17 protein-coding genes are annotated in these 15,936 nt (G+C 64.9%); 8 read left to right on the top strand and 9 right to left on the bottom strand.

Translation table 11 applies throughout. From position 1 onward, the window contains the following. The first annotated feature begins 27 nt into the window (after positions 1 to 27). The 3 genes from PQU96_RS12960 to PQU96_RS12950 are packed head-to-tail and all read left to right on the top strand — an operon-like array spanning position 28 to position 3,605. Positions 28 to 1,551, top strand: a complete 1,524-nt coding sequence (locus PQU96_RS12960; RefSeq protein ID WP_272772818.1) for an ABC transporter ATP-binding protein — start codon at positions 28 to 30, stop codon at positions 1,549 to 1,551. Then, a complete protein-coding gene (locus PQU96_RS12955; protein ID WP_272772817.1) occupies positions 1,548 to 2,645 on the top strand; it encodes an ABC transporter permease in 1,098 nt (365 codons plus the stop codon). Before PQU96_RS12960 ends, PQU96_RS12955 begins: the two co-directional genes overlap by 4 nt. 12 nt (positions 2,646 to 2,657) lie before the next feature. After that, on the top strand, positions 2,658 to 3,605 hold the full coding sequence (locus tag PQU96_RS12950) for an ABC transporter permease (protein ID WP_272772816.1): 948 nt from the start codon (positions 2,658 to 2,660) through the stop codon (positions 3,603 to 3,605). 67 nt (positions 3,606 to 3,672) lie between these two features. Here PQU96_RS12950 and PQU96_RS12945 read toward each other — a convergent pair whose 3' ends face one another. Then, positions 3,673 to 4,638, bottom strand: a complete 966-nt coding sequence (locus PQU96_RS12945; protein ID WP_272772815.1) for a site-specific integrase — start codon at positions 4,636 to 4,638, stop codon at positions 3,673 to 3,675. On the opposite strand from PQU96_RS12945, the gene PQU96_RS12940 reads away from it, so the two are divergent. Both PQU96_RS12940 and PQU96_RS12935 read left to right on the top strand, forming a co-directional pair. Continuing rightward, complete coding sequence (locus PQU96_RS12940) at positions 4,637 to 4,996, top strand: hypothetical protein (protein ID WP_272772814.1); 360 nt, start codon at positions 4,637 to 4,639, stop codon at positions 4,994 to 4,996. The genes PQU96_RS12945 and PQU96_RS12940 overlap by 2 nt on opposite strands. Positions 4,997 to 5,024: 28 nt before the next feature. After that, complete coding sequence (locus PQU96_RS12935; RefSeq protein WP_272772812.1) at positions 5,025 to 6,029, top strand: DNA-binding protein; 1,005 nt, start codon at positions 5,025 to 5,027, stop codon at positions 6,027 to 6,029. A 179-nt stretch (positions 6,030 to 6,208) separates the two neighbouring features. Here PQU96_RS12935 and trpC read toward each other — a convergent pair whose 3' ends face one another. The 4 genes from trpC to yjgA are packed head-to-tail and all read right to left on the bottom strand — an operon-like array spanning position 6,209 to position 9,113. Next, entirely contained in the window at positions 6,209 to 7,000 is a 792-nt protein-coding gene (gene trpC / locus PQU96_RS12930) for an indole-3-glycerol phosphate synthase TrpC (protein WP_272772811.1), read from the bottom strand. 12 nt (positions 7,001 to 7,012) lie between these two features. Then, positions 7,013 to 7,978 carry a YheT family hydrolase gene (locus PQU96_RS12925; protein WP_272772810.1) on the bottom strand — a complete coding sequence of 322 codons (966 nt, stop codon included), beginning with the start codon at positions 7,976 to 7,978 and terminating at the stop codon, positions 7,013 to 7,015. Then, positions 7,975 to 8,553, bottom strand: a complete 579-nt coding sequence (gene mog / locus PQU96_RS12920) for a molybdopterin adenylyltransferase (protein ID WP_120809903.1) — start codon at positions 8,551 to 8,553, stop codon at positions 7,975 to 7,977. The genes PQU96_RS12925 and mog overlap by 4 nt, the downstream gene beginning before the upstream one ends. A 2-nt stretch (positions 8,554 to 8,555) precedes the next feature. Then, complete coding sequence (gene yjgA, locus PQU96_RS12915; protein WP_272772809.1) at positions 8,556 to 9,113, bottom strand: ribosome biogenesis factor YjgA; 558 nt, start codon at positions 9,111 to 9,113, stop codon at positions 8,556 to 8,558. A gap of 110 nt (positions 9,114 to 9,223) precedes the next feature. On the opposite strand from yjgA, the gene pmbA reads away from it, so the two are divergent. From pmbA to PQU96_RS12900, 3 genes are all read left to right on the top strand, one after another. Next, positions 9,224 to 10,576 (top strand): metalloprotease PmbA, encoded by a 1,353-nt coding sequence (pmbA, locus tag PQU96_RS12910; RefSeq protein WP_272772807.1) that lies wholly within the window; start codon positions 9,224 to 9,226, stop codon positions 10,574 to 10,576. A gap of 95 nt (positions 10,577 to 10,671) precedes the next feature. Then, entirely contained in the window at positions 10,672 to 11,802 is a 1,131-nt protein-coding gene (locus PQU96_RS12905) for a patatin-like phospholipase family protein (RefSeq protein WP_272772806.1), read from the top strand. Positions 11,803 to 11,859: 57 nt separating this feature from the next. After that, positions 11,860 to 12,354 carry a disulfide bond formation protein B gene (locus PQU96_RS12900; RefSeq protein WP_272772805.1) on the top strand — a complete coding sequence of 165 codons (495 nt, stop codon included), beginning with the start codon at positions 11,860 to 11,862 and terminating at the stop codon, positions 12,352 to 12,354. 60 nt (positions 12,355 to 12,414) lie between these two features. Here PQU96_RS12900 and PQU96_RS12895 read toward each other — a convergent pair whose 3' ends face one another. The 4 genes from PQU96_RS12895 to PQU96_RS12880 form a co-directional block, all read right to left on the bottom strand. After that, positions 12,415 to 12,585: a hypothetical protein gene (locus PQU96_RS12895; protein WP_272772804.1), complete on the bottom strand. Its 171-nt coding sequence runs from the start codon at positions 12,583 to 12,585 to the stop codon at positions 12,415 to 12,417. Positions 12,586 to 12,742: 157 nt separating this feature from the next. Next, positions 12,743 to 13,171 (bottom strand): BLUF domain-containing protein, encoded by a 429-nt coding sequence (locus tag PQU96_RS12890; protein WP_272772803.1) that lies wholly within the window; start codon positions 13,169 to 13,171, stop codon positions 12,743 to 12,745. Positions 13,172 to 13,181: 10 nt separating this feature from the next. After that, entirely contained in the window at positions 13,182 to 13,904 is a 723-nt protein-coding gene (folE, locus tag PQU96_RS12885) for a GTP cyclohydrolase I (RefSeq protein ID WP_272772802.1), read from the bottom strand. A 310-nt stretch (positions 13,905 to 14,214) separates the two neighbouring features. Beyond that, positions 14,215 to 15,915, bottom strand: a complete 1,701-nt coding sequence (locus PQU96_RS12880) for a fructose-specific PTS transporter subunit EIIC (RefSeq protein WP_272772801.1) — start codon at positions 15,913 to 15,915, stop codon at positions 14,215 to 14,217. Positions 15,916 to 15,936 lie beyond the last annotated feature (21 nt).

Below are 15,936 nucleotides of genomic sequence, written 5' to 3'. Positions count from 1 at the left end.
TGAGTGTTGATCGAGAGCTGAATCAATATGGCCGAACTCGCTATCGAGCTGACGGGCGTCAACAAGTATTTCGGCGAAGTCCACGCCAACAAGAACATCTCCTTCGCCGTCGCCAAGGGCAGCATCCACGGCATCATCGGCGAAAACGGGGCAGGCAAGTCGACGCTGATGAGCATCCTGTACGGCTACTACCAGGCCGACTCCGGCAGCATCCGCCTGAACGGACAGGAGGTGCGCATCCGCAACAGCCACGACGCCATCGCCCGCGGCATCGGCATGGTGCACCAGCACTTCATGCTGGTGGACACCTTTACCGTGCTGGAAAACATCGTGCTCGGTGCCGAGCAGGGTGTGGCGCTGAAGCAGAGCCTGCTGGCCGCGCGTGATCATCTGGCCACGCTGAACCGCGACTACGGCCTGCAGGTCGATCCGGACGCCATCGTCGGCGAGCTGGGCGTGGGCGAGCAGCAGCGCGTCGAGATCCTGAAGGCGCTGTATCGCGGCGCCGACGTGCTGATCCTGGACGAGCCAACCGCGGTGCTGACGCCGCAGGAGGCGGACGACCTGTTCCGCATCCTGCGCCTGCTCAAGGCGCAGGGCAAAACGGTGCTGCTGATCACCCACAAGCTGCGCGAGGTGCTGGATATCACCGACGCCGTCACCGTGATGCGCGCCGGCGAGATCGTCGGCAATGTCGTCACCGCCGACGTGGGCAAGGAAGACCTCGCCGACCTGATGGTTGGCCGCAAGGTTAACCTGCAGCTGGACAAGACGCCGGCCAAACCCGGCAAGACCGTGCTGCAGGTGAGCAGCCTGTCTCTGACCGACGCGCGTGGCGTGAAGCTGCTGGACGACGTCAGCTTCGAGCTGCGCGCGGGCGAGATCGTCGGCATCGCTGGCGTTTCCGGCAACGGCCAGTCCGAGCTGCTGGAAATCCTGTCCGGCATGCGCGAGGCCAGCGCCGGCTCGGTGTGCTACAACGGCACCGAGCTGACCACGCTGCCAACGCGCGAGCCGAAGGCGGCCGCCTATCGTCGCCTCGGCATCGCCCATGTGCCGGAAGACCGCTCGCGCGAAGGGTTGGTCAAGGATTTTTCCACCTTCGAGAACGCGATCCTCGGCTATCACGACCAGCCGGCGATCCAGCACGGCCTGTTGTTCAACCGCAAGGCCATCATCGAGCGCTGCCGCCGTTTCATCAGCGAGTTCGATGTGCGCCCGGCCAACGCCTTCCGCCGCAGCGGCCTGTTCTCCGGTGGCAACCAGCAGAAGGTGATCCTGGCGCGCGAGATCGACAGCGATCCGCAGCTAATGCTGATCGGCCAGCCGACACGGGGCGTCGATATCGGCGCCATCGAATTCATACACAAACGACTCATGGCCCTGCGCAATGCCGGCAAGGCGCTGCTGCTGGTTTCGGTAGAGCTGGACGAGATTCTGGCGCTGAGCGACCGCATCATCGTGATGAACGCCGGTCGCGTCAGCGGCGAGCTGCCGGTGGCGCAAGCCACGGCCACCGAACTGGGCCTGTTGATGGGGGGGCATAAATGAGCCAGCCAAGTAACCTGCCGCGCTGGGCCACCTTGTGGCTGATGCCGGCACTCAACCTGTTCGCGGCACTGTTGGTGTCCGGGCTGGTGATCACGCTGATCGGCGAAGATCCGGTCGAGTGTCTGCAATTGATGATCAACGGTGCCTTCGGCTATCCGGAAGGCATCGGCTACACGCTGTTCTACACCACCAGCTTCATCTTTACCGGCCTCGCGGTGGCGGCGGCGTTCCACGCCGGCCTGTTCAACATCGGCGGCGAGGGACAGATGTATCTCGCTGGCCTCGGCGTAACGCTGGTCTGCCTGGGGCTGGATTTCCTGCCCGGCTGGGTGGTGATTCCGCTCGCGCTGCTGGCGTCGATGATGTTCGGCGCGGCGTGGGCGTTCATTCCCGGCTACCTGCAGGCCAAGCGTGGCAGCCACATCGTGGTCACCACCATCATGTTCAACTTCATCGCCAGCGCGTTGATGACCTGGCTGCTGGTGGACAAGCTGATCATGCCCGGCTCGCAGACACCGGCAACAAGGCTGTTCGCCGAATCGGCGTGGATCCCGATGTTGCACGAGCTTGCGGCCAACCTTGGCGTCGAATTGCCGCAGACACCGCTGAACGCGACCTTCTTCCTCGCGCTGATTTCGCTGGTGGTGTTTTACCTGATGGTGTGGCGCAGCCGCTGGGGCTACACGCTGCGCACTGTCGGCCTTAACGAGAAGGCGGCGCGCTACGCCGGCATGCCGGTATCGAAGGTGATCATCGTGGCGATGTGCTTCTCCGGCGCACTGGCCGGCCTTGCGGCGGTCAACGAACTGCTCGGCTCCACCCACCGCATGAACCTGGCGTTCACCAATGGCATCGGTTTTGTCGGCATTGCGGTGGCACTGATGGGACGCAACCACCCGTTCGGCATCCTGCTGTCGGCGCTGCTGTTCGGCGCGCTGACCCAGGGCGGCCTGGACCTGTCCTTCGAAAAGCCGGCGATCACCCACGAGATGATCATCCTGACCCAGGGCCTGATCATCCTGTTCTGCGGCGCGCTGGAAAACCTGTTCCAGACGCCGCTGGCGCTGGCGTTCAAACAGATGACGAAACGATAAGGAGACACTGACATGGACAGCTTTTTCAGTGTGTTGGACGCCACCATTCGCGTCGCCACCCCGCTGGTGCTGGCGGCGCTGGCCGGCCTGTTTTCCGAGCGCTCCGGCATCGTCGACCTGGCACTGGAAGGCAAGATGCTGGCCGCCGCGTTTGCCGCCGCCTGCGTCGCCTACATGATGCAGTCGCCGTGGGCCGGCCTCGCCGCCGGCATGGCCGCCGGGGTGATGGTGGCCTTGCTGCACGGCATCGTGTCGATCGGCTATAACGGCAACCAGCTGATTTCCGGCGTCGCGCTCAACATGATGGTATCCGGCCTGACGCCGGTGCTGGCGCTGGCCTGGTTCCAGCAGGGCGGCCGCACGCCGACGCTGGACGACGCGGCGCGCTTTCGCAGTATCGAGCTGCCGTTTGCCGACACCATTGCCGCCTCGGCACCGTTGAAGGCGCTGTTCGGCCACAACATCCTGGTCTATCTGGCCGTGCTGGTGATCGTGGTGGTGAGCTGGGTGGTGTACAAGAGCCGTTTCGGTCTGCGTCTGCGTGCGGCGGGTGAAAATCCGCACGCCGCCGACGCCGCCGGCATCAACGTCAAGCTGGTGCGCTATCTGGCACAGGTCATCAGCGGCGCCCTGTGCGGCGTGGCCGGGGCCTATCTGGTGCTGGCGCAGACTGGCGCCTTCATCCAGGACATGACCGCCGGCAAGGGCTACCTCGCACTGGCGGCGCTGATCTTCGGCAAGTGGCGGCCGTGGGCGGCGGTGTCCGGCTGCCTGCTGTTTGCCTTTACCGATGCGATCCAGATCCGGCTGCAAGGCTCGGAACTGCCGCTGATCGGCAGCATTCCGGACGCCTTCATCCAGGCGATTCCGTACGTGCTGACCGTGGTGCTGCTGGCCGGCTTCATGGGCCGTGCGGTGGCGCCGAAGGCGATCGGCGTACCCTTCGTCAAGTCGCGCTGAGCGTACGACCGCCACAGCAAAAAGCGGACACCATCGGTGTCCGCTTTTTTGTTGCCCGCGCGCCGGCTCAGTCCGCCACTGGCGGCAAGGGCGGCGCCGGCGGTAGGCTGTTTTCGATGCGCTGCCGCGCAAACGGATCGGCGGCGTCGATATAGCGCATCGCCGACTGGATGTCCTTCCAGCCGACGTAGCTCATCAGCGTCTTGATATCCCAGCCGTTGGCGCTGGCCCAGTTGGCAAATCCGCGGCGGAAGGAGTGGCCACTGAAACGCGCCGCCTCCGCCAGCCCGGCGGCGGCAAACAGGCGGCGCAGCAGCGGGATCAGGCTGTTGATGTGCAGGCCGTCCTCACCGATCACGCCCCAGCGGCTGATGCCGCGAAACACCGCGCCCTCGCGCAGCCCGCTGTCGGCCAGCCACTCGCCGTAGGCGCTGACCGGGCAGAGTCGCGATAGTTGCGGCACGCGGAACACGCGGCCCTGCAGCTGGCGGTCGCCCTTCGATTGCGCCAGATAGCAGTTCATCCCCTCACCGGCGACGACCTCGATGTTCTCGATCTGAAGCCGCAACAATTCGTCTCCGCGAAAACCGCGCCAGAAACCCAGCAACAGCAAGGCCTTGTCACGGCGGCAGCGCAGGCGGGTGGCGTGATCCTGCTGCTGTATTGCCTGTTCGATGGCGTCATCCAGCCAGACGAGCAGTTGTTCCAGCTGCCGGATCTGCAGCGGCAGCGCCTGTTTCTGCTGCGCCGGATGCAGCGCGCGGATGCCTTTCAGCACCTGGCGCACCACCGGCGCCTTGGTCGGGTCGGGAAAACCCTGCTGCTGGTGCCACTGCGCCAATGCGGCCAACCTTTGCTTTAGCGTGTTCACCGATTGCGTCTCGGCGTGCTCCGCCAGATAGCGCGCGATGCTGTCGGCGGTGGCCGGCAGAAAACCACCCCATTCCACCTCGAAATGACGAATGGCTGCTGCGTAGCTGCGCCGCGTGTTGTCACGGGTGGCGGCGGCGAGATAGCGGGCGATTTTTTCCATGGTAGCGATGATTTCGGGCGGTGACGGACGGGGGCTTGTGGCGCGGGCCTGGTGCCGTAGCCGGCATGGCCGGCGGCGAATTATAGCAGTGCGCTTCGCCGTTGCCGGCAACGGTTATGCGCCATGGTTTGCCGCAACGGTGGCAGCAAGGAGGCGGGCGGAGCGCCGTAGGTGTCGCGCATTTTTTTGGGTCATTTTTGGCGATGCCCGGCAACCCTGGGGCGAAACGTACGTGTTCTGGCCGATTCTGGTGGTCATGCTGCTTCAAGGCGTGATAATTCGTGATTATCACGCTTTTTATTTTAAAAATCTTAAAAAATTTAATTTGTACATTAGCATGTATTATCATAGTACGTAATACGTATCAAATTTCAGCGGAGCACAGCATGGCCAGAAGCGGCATCTACAAATCGGAAGTCCTGCGCGCCAGGGACAATCTGCTGGCGCAGGGGCGCAATCCGTCGATTGACGCCATCCGAGCCGAGCTCGGCAACACCGGCTCCAAGACCACCATTCATCGCTACCTGAAGGAGCTGGAAGAGGAAGAGGGCGCCGGCAGTGGCGCCAAGATCGCCGTCAGCGAGGCGATCCAGGAGCTGGTCGGCCGGCTGGCCGCCCGCCTGCACGAAGAGGCCGACGAGCGCATTGCGACGATAGCGGCGGAGTCGGCTGCACAGCTGGCACACTGTCGCGAGCAGCTGGCACAGATCACCTTGGAAGCACAGAACAGCCAGCAGCAGCTGCAGCAGGCAAGCCAGGCACTGGCGGCCGAACAGCAAGCGCACGCCGCCGCCCGCGAGGCACTGCAGGCAGTGCAATTGCGTGACGGCCAGCAGCAACAGCAGATCATCGGTCTGCAGGAACGGCTGGCAGAAAACCAGGTGCACCGCGCGTCGCTGGAGGAAAAGCACCAGCACGCGCGCGAAGCGCTGGAACACTATCGCCAGTCGGTGAAAGAGCAGCGCGACCAGGAGCAGCGCCGCCACGAGCAGCAGGTGCAGCAATTGCAGGCCGAGCTGCGCACCCTCGGCCAGACGCTGATTGTCAAGCAGGACGAGCTGACGCGGCTGTATCAGGACAGCGCCCGCACCGGTGCCGAGCTGCTGGCCGCCAGTCGCGCCCTGCGGCAGCAGGAGCAGGAAAACGCACGACAGGCGCAGGCCATGACGGGATTGCAGGCAAGGATCGTGGAGCAGGAGCGCTTGCTGGCGGTGCTGAACGAACGCCTGGAGCAGGCGGTCAGCAGCCGCGAGGAGGTGTGGCAGCTATTGCAGCAAGCCAGCACGGCACCGGCGGCCACGACGGGCGACGAGGCGGCAGCGGACACGACGAGCGATGGCGGGGCGGCGGCCGACACGGTCGAGGCTGTCGCGCCATCCGGCAACTCATGAGCCTGCGGCCAACGTTGGCCGCAAGTCACGGCATGTGCCGATCGAAGTGCTGCACGACAGCGCCGCCCGGCTGTGCGCCCGGTTCTCGTCATGGTCAACTGGTGGACCATACATGGCGGCCGCCGGCGGCATAAAAAAACCGGCTCTCGTGGAGCCGGTTTTCGGTATTGCGCTTCGTCTCAGGCAAACAGCTGCTGCAATGCGGCACCAGGGTCGCCTTCACGCATGAAGGCCTCGCCAACCAGAAAGGTGTGTACGTCGTGGTCGCGCATGCGCTGCACGTCGTCACGGGTGACGATGCCGCTTTCGGTGACGGCGATGCGGTCCTTGCCGATCATCGGCAGCAGTTGCAGTGTGGTGTCGAGGTTGACCTCGAAGGTGCGCAGGTTGCGGTTGTTGACACCCACCAGCGGCGTGCTCAGCTGCAGCGCCGCCTCAAGTTCGACTGCATCGTGCACTTCCACCAGCACCGCCATGCCCAGCTCGTGGGCCAGCGCCTCAAAATCCTGCATCTGCGACAGGCTCAGCGCCGCCGCGATCAGCAGGATGCAGTCGGCACCGATGGCGCGTGCCTCGTAGATCTGGTACGGATCGACCATGAAATCCTTGCGCAGCACCGGCAGCTTGCAGGCGGCACGCGCGGCGATCAGGTAATCCTCGTGCCCCTGGAAGTAGGGCGCGTCGGTCAGCACCGACAGACAGGTGGCCCCGGCCGCCTCGTAGCTACGGGCAATCGCGGCCGGATCGAAATCGGCACGGATGACGCCCTTGCTGGGACTGGCCTTTTTCACTTCGGCAATCACCGCGGCCAGCTGTTGCTGGTGCTTGCTGCGGATGGCAGCTACGAAATCGCGATGGTCGCCGCGCTTGGCCTCGGCGGCGGCACGTACCGCGGCCAGCGATTGCTGCACCGAGCGGGCGGCTACTTCCTCGAATTTGGTGGCGCAGATTTTATTGAGAATGTCGGACATGCGGATTGTCTTTCAGTCGGTGCCGGTACTGCCCGGCAGGTGATGATCGAAAAAAGTCAGTAGCCGTTGCGGCAGCCAGTGCAGGTGGCCGGGAAAGCGGCCACTGACAAAACCGACGTGGCCGCCGTGTTCCGGCTGCTCCAGCGTCACCGCCGGGCTGACCTCGCCGTTGCCGGGCAGCGCCGACACCGGCAGAAACGGATCGTTGCGCGCATTCAGCACCAGGGTTGGCCGCACAATGTCCTTCAGCAGCGGCTTGCTGCTGGCGCGGCGCCAGTAGTCCTGCACGTCGCGATAACCGTGCAGCGGCGCGGTGACCAGGTTGTCGAACTCGACAAAGGTCTTGCTGTTGCGCACCGCCTCGCCGTCGAACAGGTCCGGGTGCTGTGCCAGCTGGGCCAGCGACTTCGGCTTCAGTGTATTGAGGAACATGCGGGTGTAGACGTGGCGCCCGAAGCCGCGATCGAGACAGGTGCTGGCCGCCGCCAGATCCAGCGGCGCAGAGATCGCCGCCGCTGCCTGTGGCAGCGCGCGGGCGCCGTGCTCGCCCAGGTAGCGCAGCAGCATGTTGCCGCCCAGCGATACGCCGGCGACAAACAGCACCGTATTGCCGACCGCCAGTCGCTGCAGGATCCAGTCGATCTCGGCGGCGTCGCCGGCGTGATAGGCGCGGCGCAGCAAGTTGGGCTGACCGCCGCAGCCACGAAAGTGTGGCACCACGCCGCGCCAGCCGCGCGCCTTGACTGCGTGCATCAGCGCGCTGGCGTAGTGGCTGTGGCTGCTGCCTTCGAGGCCGTGGAACAGCACCACCAGCGGGGCACCGGCGTCGCCATCGACGTAATCGACGGCGATCTCGCCGCCGTCCGGCGTCGGCCAGATTTCACGGCGATAGGCTGGTGGTTGCGATTTGAGAAACAGCGCCGGCCAGATGGTCTGCAGGTGACTGCCGAGCAGCCAGCGCGGCGGGCAATAACTCATGCGCCGGGCTTGACCGCGGATTTCGGGCGGAAGGCCTTGACCACGGCCTCGCGGGTGTCCAACCAGGGCGCGCCAATCAGGTCCAGGCAGTAGGGCACCGCGGCAAAGATGCCGGGCACCACCACCTGCTCGCCGTCGCGCAGGCCTTCCAGCGTCTCGCGGATGGCCTTGGGCTGGCCGGGCAGGTTCAGGATCAGGCTCTGCTTGCGGATTACGCCCACCTGCCGCGACAAGATGGCGGTCGGCACGAACTTGAGGCTGATCTGGCGCATCTGCTCGCCAAAGCCGGGCATCACCCGGTCGGCGACCGCCAGCGTGGCTTCCGGGGTGACATCGCGCGGCGCCGGGCCGGTGCCGCCGGTGGTGAGCACCAGGTGGCAGCCGACGTCGTCGACCAGCTCGCGCAGCGTGGCCTCGATCAGCGCCTGCTCGTCGGCGATCAGCCGGGTTTCGGTGCTGAACGGCGTGGCGATGGCCAGACTCAGCCAGTCCAGCAGCGCCGGAATGCCCTTGTCTTCATAAATGCCCTGGCTGGCACGATCAGAGATGGAAACCAGACCGATCTTGATGCTCATGTTCACTCGTCCTGCGTGTCGTCTTGCTCGTCGCCGCTATTGGCCGGCTTGCCCTGTTCCGGAATCAGCTCTTTCAGCAGCTGGAACAATTGGCGGTTGGCCTTCGGTGGCTTGCTTTCCTCGCGCTCTTTGCGGGCGTTGCGCACCATGGTGCGCAGCTGCTGCACGTCCAGCTGCGGGAAGTCGTTGATCAGTTGCTGCACGTGGCTGTCGTCTTCAATCAGCCGCTCGCGCCAGCGCTCCAGCAGGTGCAGCCAGCGGGTGTGGGCGCTGGAGTCGCCGCGTAGCGCGGCCAGTTGCTGCTCGATAGGCTCCGGGTCGATCACGCGCATCAGCTTGCCGATGTACTGCAACTGGCGGCGCTTGGCGCCGTTGGCGGTGATTTTCTGGAAGTCGAGCACGGCGACCAGCAGGCCGTCGTCCAGGTTCATTTTCTTCAGTTTGGCGGCCGGCAGCTCGGTCAGCGCGCGGCCGATGTCCTGCAGCGCGTCCATGTCGCGTTTGCGTTGCGATTTGCTGGCAGGGAGCGCATCAGCGCCATCATTATGGTATTCAGGCATGGTAAGGCTTGGTTACGGTTTCAAGCTGGTATGATACCGGAAAAGCACAAGCCACGGCCGATCACCGTGCCTTTCCGTGGCGCTATCGTTGACAGATGAAGAAGGCTGCTATGTCAGAACAGATTTTTTCCTACAGCTCACCCGAGCTGGAGTCCATCGCCAGCCGGATACTGGAGCTGGCGCGCGCCGGCGGTGCCACCGCCGCAGAAGCCGATATTTCCGAAGGCTGCGGCCACAGCGTGTCGGTGCGCCTGGCGGAAGTGGAGACCATCGAGTACAACCGCGACAAGGGTGTGTCGGTCACGCTGTACCTGGGCCAGAAGAAGGGTCACGCCAGCACGTCCGATTTTTCCGACGTCGCCTTGCAGGACACCGTCAATGCCGCGCTGAACATCGCGCGCTATACCGCCGCCGACGATTGCGCCGGGCTGGCCGACCCAGCACTGCTGATGAAGGCGGAGCAGGATCGCGACCTCGACCTGTACCACCCGTGGAATCTGCCGGTAGAAACCGCGATCGAGCTGGCGCGCGAGTGCGAGGCCGCCGCGCGCGCGGTGGACGCCCGCATCCGCAACTCCGAAGGCGGCACCGTGTCCACCCACGCGACCCGCCACTGCTACGCCAATAGCCACGGTTTCATCGGCAGCCAGACCACCTCGCGCCACAGCCTGTCGGCGGCGGTGATCGCCGAGAGCGCCGACGCGATGCAGCGCGACTACTGGTACAGCGCTGCGCGCTGCGCAGACGATCTGCTGTCTGCGGCCAACGTTGGCCGCATCGCCGGCGAGCGCACCGTGCGCCGCCTCGACGGCCGCCGCATCAAGACCGGTCAGTATCCGGTGGTGTTCGAGGCACCGATTGCCGGCTCCTTGCTCGGCCATCTGGTGCAGGCGGTCAGCGGCGGCAGCCTGTACCGCAAGTCCAGCTTCCTGCTGGATTCGCTCGGAACCAAAGTCTGCGCCGACATCATCACCATCGACGAAGACCCGTTCGTGCTGCGCGGCCTCGCCAGCGGCTGCTGCGACGACGAGGGCGTCGCCACCCGCGAGCGACGGCTGGTGGACAACGGTGTGCTGCAAGGCTATTTCCTCGGCAGCTACTCGGCGCGCAAGTTGGGCATGCAAAGCACCGGCCACGCCGGCGGCCCGCACAATCTGTCGGTGAAGCCGACGCTGACCGGCGGCCTGGACGCGGTGCTGCAACGCATGGGCAGCGGCCTGCTGGTGACGGAGCTGATGGGGCAGGGCATCAATATGGTGACCGGCGACTATTCGCGCGGCGCCAGCGGTTTCTGGGTCGAAAACGGCGTGATCGCCTACCCGGTGGAAGAGCTGACCATCGCCGGCAACCTGCGCGACATGCTGCAGCAGATAGACGCCGTTGGCGACGACATCGACCGCCGTGGCAGCCGTCATATCGGCTCGGTATTGCTGTCGTCGATGATGGTGGCAGGCGAGGGTTAAGCGCGAACCAAGAAGCGCAAACCAATGGTGCCGCGCCCGGCGCGGCACCCGTTTTGGCGCCCGCAGGCGGGCGTGTTTCGACAAGGGGGCAGGACATGACAAAACCTGTCGTGGGTCTGGTACTGGCCGGCGGTGGTGCGCGGGCAGCCTATCAGGTCGGGGTACTGATGGCGGTGGCGCGCATGCTGCCGCGCCATGCGGCCAGCCCGTTCCAGGTCGTCAGCGGTACTTCTGCCGGCGCCATCAATGCCGTCGCCCTCGGCGCCGGCGCGCAGCATTTCCGCCGTACCACCGCACACCTGGTGCGGATGTGGCAGTCAGTGCGGGTTGAAGATATCTACCGCGTTGACGCGCCATACTTCATCAAGGCCTTCCTGCAGTGGGGCGGCTCGCTGCTGACCGGTGGCCGGCTGGTGCACACGCCGCCGAGCTTTCTCGACAGCAGCCCGCTGTATCACTACCTGACGCGCACGGTGCAGCTGGACGGTATCGAGACCGCCATCCAGAGCGGCGCGCTGCGCGCACTGTCTCTGACTGCCTCCTGTTACAGCACTGGCCAGTCGGTGAGTTTCTTCGAGGGCAGCGAGCAGGTGGAACCGTGGCATCGCCACCAGCGTTGCGGCCAACGTGAGCGCCTCAGCATCGAGCATCTGATGGCGACCTCGGCGATTCCGCTGCTGTTCCCCTCCGCTCGCGTGGGCACCCGCCACTACTGCGATGGCGCCATCCGCCAGATGGCGCCGCTGTCGCCAGCGCTGCACCTCGGCGCGCAACGGCTGTTCGTGATCAACCTGGTCAGTCATCAGGAACGGCGTCATGTCCAGCAGACGGCCGTGCCCAGTCTGGCGCAGATTTTCGGCCACCTGCTGGACAGCATCTTCATGGACAGCATGTCGGCGGACATGGAGCGGCTGGCGCGCGTCAACCACACCGTGTCGCTGCTGGACGAGCACGTGCGCAACCACAGCACCGCGCTGAAGCGGGTCGAGGTGTTCCACATCTCGCCCAGTGTCTCGCTGGACAGCATTGCCCACCGCCATTTCGACGGCTTCCCGGCGACGATGCGCTTCCTGCTGCGCGGCGCCGGCGCCATGCGTCATCGCGGCTCGGCGCTGGCCAGTTACTTGCTGTTCCATCCGGCCTACGGCAAAGAGCTGGTCGAGCTGGGCTACAAGGATGCGTTTGCCAAAAAAAACGAGATCGTGAATTTTTTGTCCGGACGCTAGTCCGATTCACTCCCGTGCCGCCGTCGTGGCGGCAGGGCTACTACCAAGGGGTCATCAATGAATTTTCTGACGCGACGCCAGCTGTACGGCGTGATTGCGGCAATGTGCGCCGCCGCGATGGGCTACGCCCTGTATGCGCAGTATGTGCTGGAGCTGGAGCCGTGCCCGCTGTGCATTTTCCAGCGCGTGGGCGTGATCGCCGTCGGCAGCCTGGCGCTGCTGGCCGCCATCTTCAACCCGCAAAGGTTGGCCGCAAAGGTGTGGTCGCTGCTGATCGCCGTGGCCGCGGTGGCCGGGGGCAGCGTGTCAGCGTGGCAGGTGTACCTGCAGCATCTGCCGCCGGAGCAAGTGCCGGCGTGCGGGCCGGGGCTGGACTTCATGCTGGAAACGTTGCCGATGACCCAGGTGCTGGAGAAGGTGTTCAAGGGTAGCGGCGAGTGCGCAGCAATCGACTGGACTTTCCTCGGCCAGTCGATGCCGTTCTGGGTTGGCGCCTTCCTGCTGCTGACCTTACTGCTGGCGCTGTACAACGGCTGGCGCCAGGCCCGCTAAGCCGACACTACACCCCCCAAAAAACAAGGCGCCTGATCGATTCAGGCGCCTTTTTGCTGGCTATTGCTCGCGCGACTCGCGCTCCATGCGGCGGCGTTCTATCTCGCGCCGGGCGTTGGCATTGCGGATGTCGCTGGGGCTGGTGCGCGGCATCGGCTTGCCGGTCAGTTCATTGCTGCGCATCTCGGCGCGGACCTGTACGAAATCGGATCTGGGATGAAAGCGTGCCATGGCATTTCTCCGAATTGTCTACTGGACGGTGCCACCGATTTAAACGGCTGCACATTGCTACTGTATTACACGTTTGACAGAATTTTGGCAATTGGTGCTGCACTGCACTGTTGCCGGTGCGCAAAAAAGGCCTGCTCCGTGGGGCAGGCCTGCTGTATCAGTGGCATCGTCCGACAATGGCGGCGGTAGCGATCAGCTCCTCCAGCAGCGCCATCGACGCCGAGCCGCGCACGCTGAACGGATCGAGCTGCGGCTTCTCGGAAAAACGCAGCAGCAGCGACGGGTTGACCTTGGCCAGGTTGACCTGCCCCATGGTCCAGTTGGCGAAGCGGCGCTCGCGGATTTCCTCGAAGTGCAGCAGCTCGACATCCTGGTGGCGCGGGTCGCGCACGATGCTGTTGTACAGCGAGGACACCTCGGCGCGGCCGCCTTCCAGCACCTGGATGAAGATGTCGCCGCTATAGCACAGGATGCCGGTCAGGCCACGCTCCGGGTTGTGCTTGTGGGACTGGGCCAGGATGCTGTCGAGCACTTCCGCGCTGTAGGGTTGGGCGGCGCGGCTGGCGTAAAGCAGACGAACGAGCATGACGGTTTCCTCAGGCTTTCTTGTTGGGCAGCAGCGCCAGGAACTCACGGCGCAGATCCGGGTTCTTCAGGAAGGAGCCGCGCATCACGCTGTTGATCATCTTCGAGTCCATGTCCTTCACCCCGCGCCAGCTCATGCAGAAGTGATCGGCCTCCATCACGATGGCGAGACCGTCCGGATTCATTTTGTTTTGTAGCAGATCGGCCAGCTGGATCACGGCTTCTTCCTGGATCTGCGGCCGACCCATCACCCATTCCGCCAGCCGCGCATACTTGGAAAGGCCGATCAGGTTGGAGTGCTCGTTCGGCATCACGCCGATCCACAGTTTGCCAAGGATGGGGCAGAAGTGATGCGAGCAGGCGCTGCGCACGGTGATCGGGCCGACGATCATCAGCTCGTTGAGATGCTCGGCGTTGGGGAACTCGGTGACCGGCGGCTCGGCGATGTAGCGGCCCTTGAACACCTCGTTGAGATACATCTTGGCGACGCGGCGCGCGGTGTCCTGGGTGTTGTGATCGCTGTCGGTGTCGATGACCAGGCTTTCCAGTACCGCCTTCATCTTGTCCTGCACTTCGTCCAGCAGCTCTTCCATCTCGCCCGGTTCGATGAAGGCGGCGATATTGTCATTGGCGTGGAAGCGCTGCCGCGACTGGCGGATGCGTTCGCGGATGCGGGTCGATGCCGGCGCTTTGTACTGGGTTACGGCATCGTTTTTTTGGCTGTCGTTACTCACGCAGGATCTCCTGTGGCGTGGTTACGGCACGCGGGGTAGTGCGCACCAGTGGTGGGTGGCTGCTGCAGGCATGAACAGGTGGGTCTGCAGCCGGATCTGGGATGGCAATCCATGCCATATGGTGCCAATTATGCGTTCTTAAACAGGCAGGTCATAGTTTTCTGTTGTGCCGGTCTTGCTGCCGCCAGCGCTGACCGTGCCGGCAGGGCGGGTTCTGTCTGGAGCATAGCCAAAAAATAACGGGCTGACCGCTATGGCGGTCAGCCCGGCTGCAACACGCAAGCAAGGGAGAGTAATCGTTACAGGATGCTCAGTCGGCGCGGGCCTTCTTGAGCACGCCCAGCAGCACGGCGGTCAGCGCGGTACCGGCCGCCAGCGCCACCAGGTACATGCCGAGGTTGGTCACCGCGTTCGGGATCGGCAGCACGAACACGCCACCGTGCGGCACGCGCAGTTCGCAACCCGATGCCATCGAGATCGCACCGGCCAGCGCCGAGCCGGCCACCAGCGCCGGGATCACGCGCAGCGGGTCCTTGGCGGCAAACGGGATCGCGCCTTCGGTGATGAAGGAGATACCCAGCACGCCGGCAGCCTTGGCGCCTTCGCGCTCGTCGGCGGAGAAACGGTTCTTGAACAGCAGCGCGGCCAGCGCGATGCCCAGCGGCGGGGTCATACCGGCCGCCATCACCGCGGCCATCGGGCCGTACACCTGGCTTGCGAGCAGGCCGGTAGAGAAGGTGTAGGCCGCCTTGTTGATCGGGCCGCCCATGTCGAACGCCATCATGCCGCCCAGGATCATGCCCAGCGCCAGCGCGCTGGAGCCCTGCAAGCCCTTCAGCCAGTCGGTGACCACGCCCAGCGCCACCGCCACCGGCTGGCCCAGCACGTAGTACATCAGCAGGCCGACGATGGTGGTGCCCAACAGCGGCAGGATCAGCACCGGCTTCAGGCCGTCGAAGTTGCGGCCGAGCTGGATCTTCTCGTTCAGGTATTTCACCGCGTAGCCGGCGATGAAGCCGGCGACGATGCCGCCGAGGAAGCCGGAACCGATGGAGCCGGCGATCATGCCGCCGGCCATGCCCGGTGCGATGCCGGGGCGGTCGGCGATGGAGTAGGCGATGTAGCCGGCCAGGATCGGCACCATCAGGGCGAAGGAAGCCTTGGCGCCGATGGTGAACAGCGTCCAGCCCAGCGTGCCCTTGAACGCGTCCTCGTAAACGTAGATGCCGCCCAGCGCGAAGCCGAGCGCGATCAGCAGGCCGCCGGTCACCACGAAAGGCAGCATGAAGGACACGCCGGTCATCAGGTGCTTGTAGGCGCCGCTGCGTTCCGACGTGGTGGCAACGTTGGCAGCAGCGCTGGCGGCGGCCTTGCCGTTGGCGGCGTGCGTCTTGGCCTCGACCTGCGCGCGCTTGATCAGCGCCTGGCCGTCATTGATGGCGGCCTTGGTGCCGCTACTGAACACGCGCTTGCCGTCGAAACGCGACAGGTCGACCTGGGTATCGGCGGCGATGACCACCAGGTCGGCTGCGGCGATGTCCTCGGCGGTCAGCGCATTCTGCGAGCCGACCGAGCCCTGGGTCTCGACCTTGATCTGGTGGCCCAGCTGCTGCGCACTCTGGGTCAGGCCTTCGGCCGCCATGAAGGTGTGCGCGATACCGGTCGGGCAGGAAGTGATGGCGACGATGCGCAGCGTGGTTGCCGGCGCGTGCGCGCCCAGCGCCTTGCCGATCACCGCAGCGGCGTCGGCCAGTACCGCTTCCAGGCTCGCCTGATGGGCCGGCTTGCCGCCCAGGCGGGCCAGATCGGCGTCGCCCTCGGCAATGACCACTGCCGCGTCGGCGCTGGCGATGCGGTTGCCGTCCAGCAGCCCCTGCACGCCCTGCGCATTACGGATTTCGATGCTGATCTGGTGGCCGGCCTGGGTGGCGGCCTTGCGTAGCGCCTCGGCGGCGAGTTGGCCCTGCGCCACCCGCTGCGGGCAGGCAATGATGGCCAGAATGGTGGACATGGTGGATCTCCTCTTTGTGTG

Source organism: Vogesella margarita (genome assembly GCF_028548475.1).
Lineage (GTDB): Bacteria > Pseudomonadota > Gammaproteobacteria > Burkholderiales > Chromobacteriaceae > Vogesella > Vogesella margarita.
Note: the sequence above shows the minus strand (reverse complement) of the source record. Positions and strands in the feature narration are given on the sequence as shown.

What these genes read in the sequence shown, in the direction of transcription:
- PQU96_RS12960 (WP_272772818.1), top strand. Translation starts at nt 28, where the DNA reads ATGGCCGAACTCGCTATCGAGCTGACGGGCGTCAACAAGTATTTCGGC.
- PQU96_RS12955 (WP_272772817.1), top strand. Translation starts at nt 1,548, where the DNA reads ATGAGCCAGCCAAGTAACCTGCCGCGCTGGGCCACCTTGTGGCTGATG.
- PQU96_RS12950 (WP_272772816.1), top strand. Translation starts at nt 2,658, where the DNA reads ATGGACAGCTTTTTCAGTGTGTTGGACGCCACCATTCGCGTCGCCACC.
- PQU96_RS12940 (WP_272772814.1), top strand. Translation starts at nt 4,637, where the DNA reads ATGGTAGCGATGATTTCGGGCGGTGACGGACGGGGGCTTGTGGCGCGG.
- PQU96_RS12945 (WP_272772815.1), bottom strand. Translation starts at nt 4,638, where the DNA reads ATGGAAAAAATCGCCCGCTATCTCGCCGCCGCCACCCGTGACAACACG.
- PQU96_RS12935 (WP_272772812.1), top strand. Translation starts at nt 5,025, where the DNA reads ATGGCCAGAAGCGGCATCTACAAATCGGAAGTCCTGCGCGCCAGGGAC.
- trpC (WP_272772811.1), bottom strand. Translation starts at nt 7,000, where the DNA reads ATGTCCGACATTCTCAATAAAATCTGCGCCACCAAATTCGAGGAAGTA.
- PQU96_RS12925 (WP_272772810.1), bottom strand. Translation starts at nt 7,978, where the DNA reads ATGAGTTATTGCCCGCCGCGCTGGCTGCTCGGCAGTCACCTGCAGACC.
- mog (WP_120809903.1), bottom strand. Translation starts at nt 8,553, where the DNA reads ATGAGCATCAAGATCGGTCTGGTTTCCATCTCTGATCGTGCCAGCCAG.
- yjgA (WP_272772809.1), bottom strand. Translation starts at nt 9,113, where the DNA reads ATGCCTGAATACCATAATGATGGCGCTGATGCGCTCCCTGCCAGCAAA.
- pmbA (WP_272772807.1), top strand. Translation starts at nt 9,224, where the DNA reads ATGTCAGAACAGATTTTTTCCTACAGCTCACCCGAGCTGGAGTCCATC.
- PQU96_RS12905 (WP_272772806.1), top strand. Translation starts at nt 10,672, where the DNA reads ATGACAAAACCTGTCGTGGGTCTGGTACTGGCCGGCGGTGGTGCGCGG.
- PQU96_RS12900 (WP_272772805.1), top strand. Translation starts at nt 11,860, where the DNA reads ATGAATTTTCTGACGCGACGCCAGCTGTACGGCGTGATTGCGGCAATG.
- PQU96_RS12895 (WP_272772804.1), bottom strand. Translation starts at nt 12,585, where the DNA reads ATGGCACGCTTTCATCCCAGATCCGATTTCGTACAGGTCCGCGCCGAG.
- PQU96_RS12890 (WP_272772803.1), bottom strand. Translation starts at nt 13,171, where the DNA reads ATGCTCGTTCGTCTGCTTTACGCCAGCCGCGCCGCCCAACCCTACAGC.
- PQU96_RS12880 (WP_272772801.1), bottom strand. Translation starts at nt 15,915, where the DNA reads ATGTCCACCATTCTGGCCATCATTGCCTGCCCGCAGCGGGTGGCGCAG.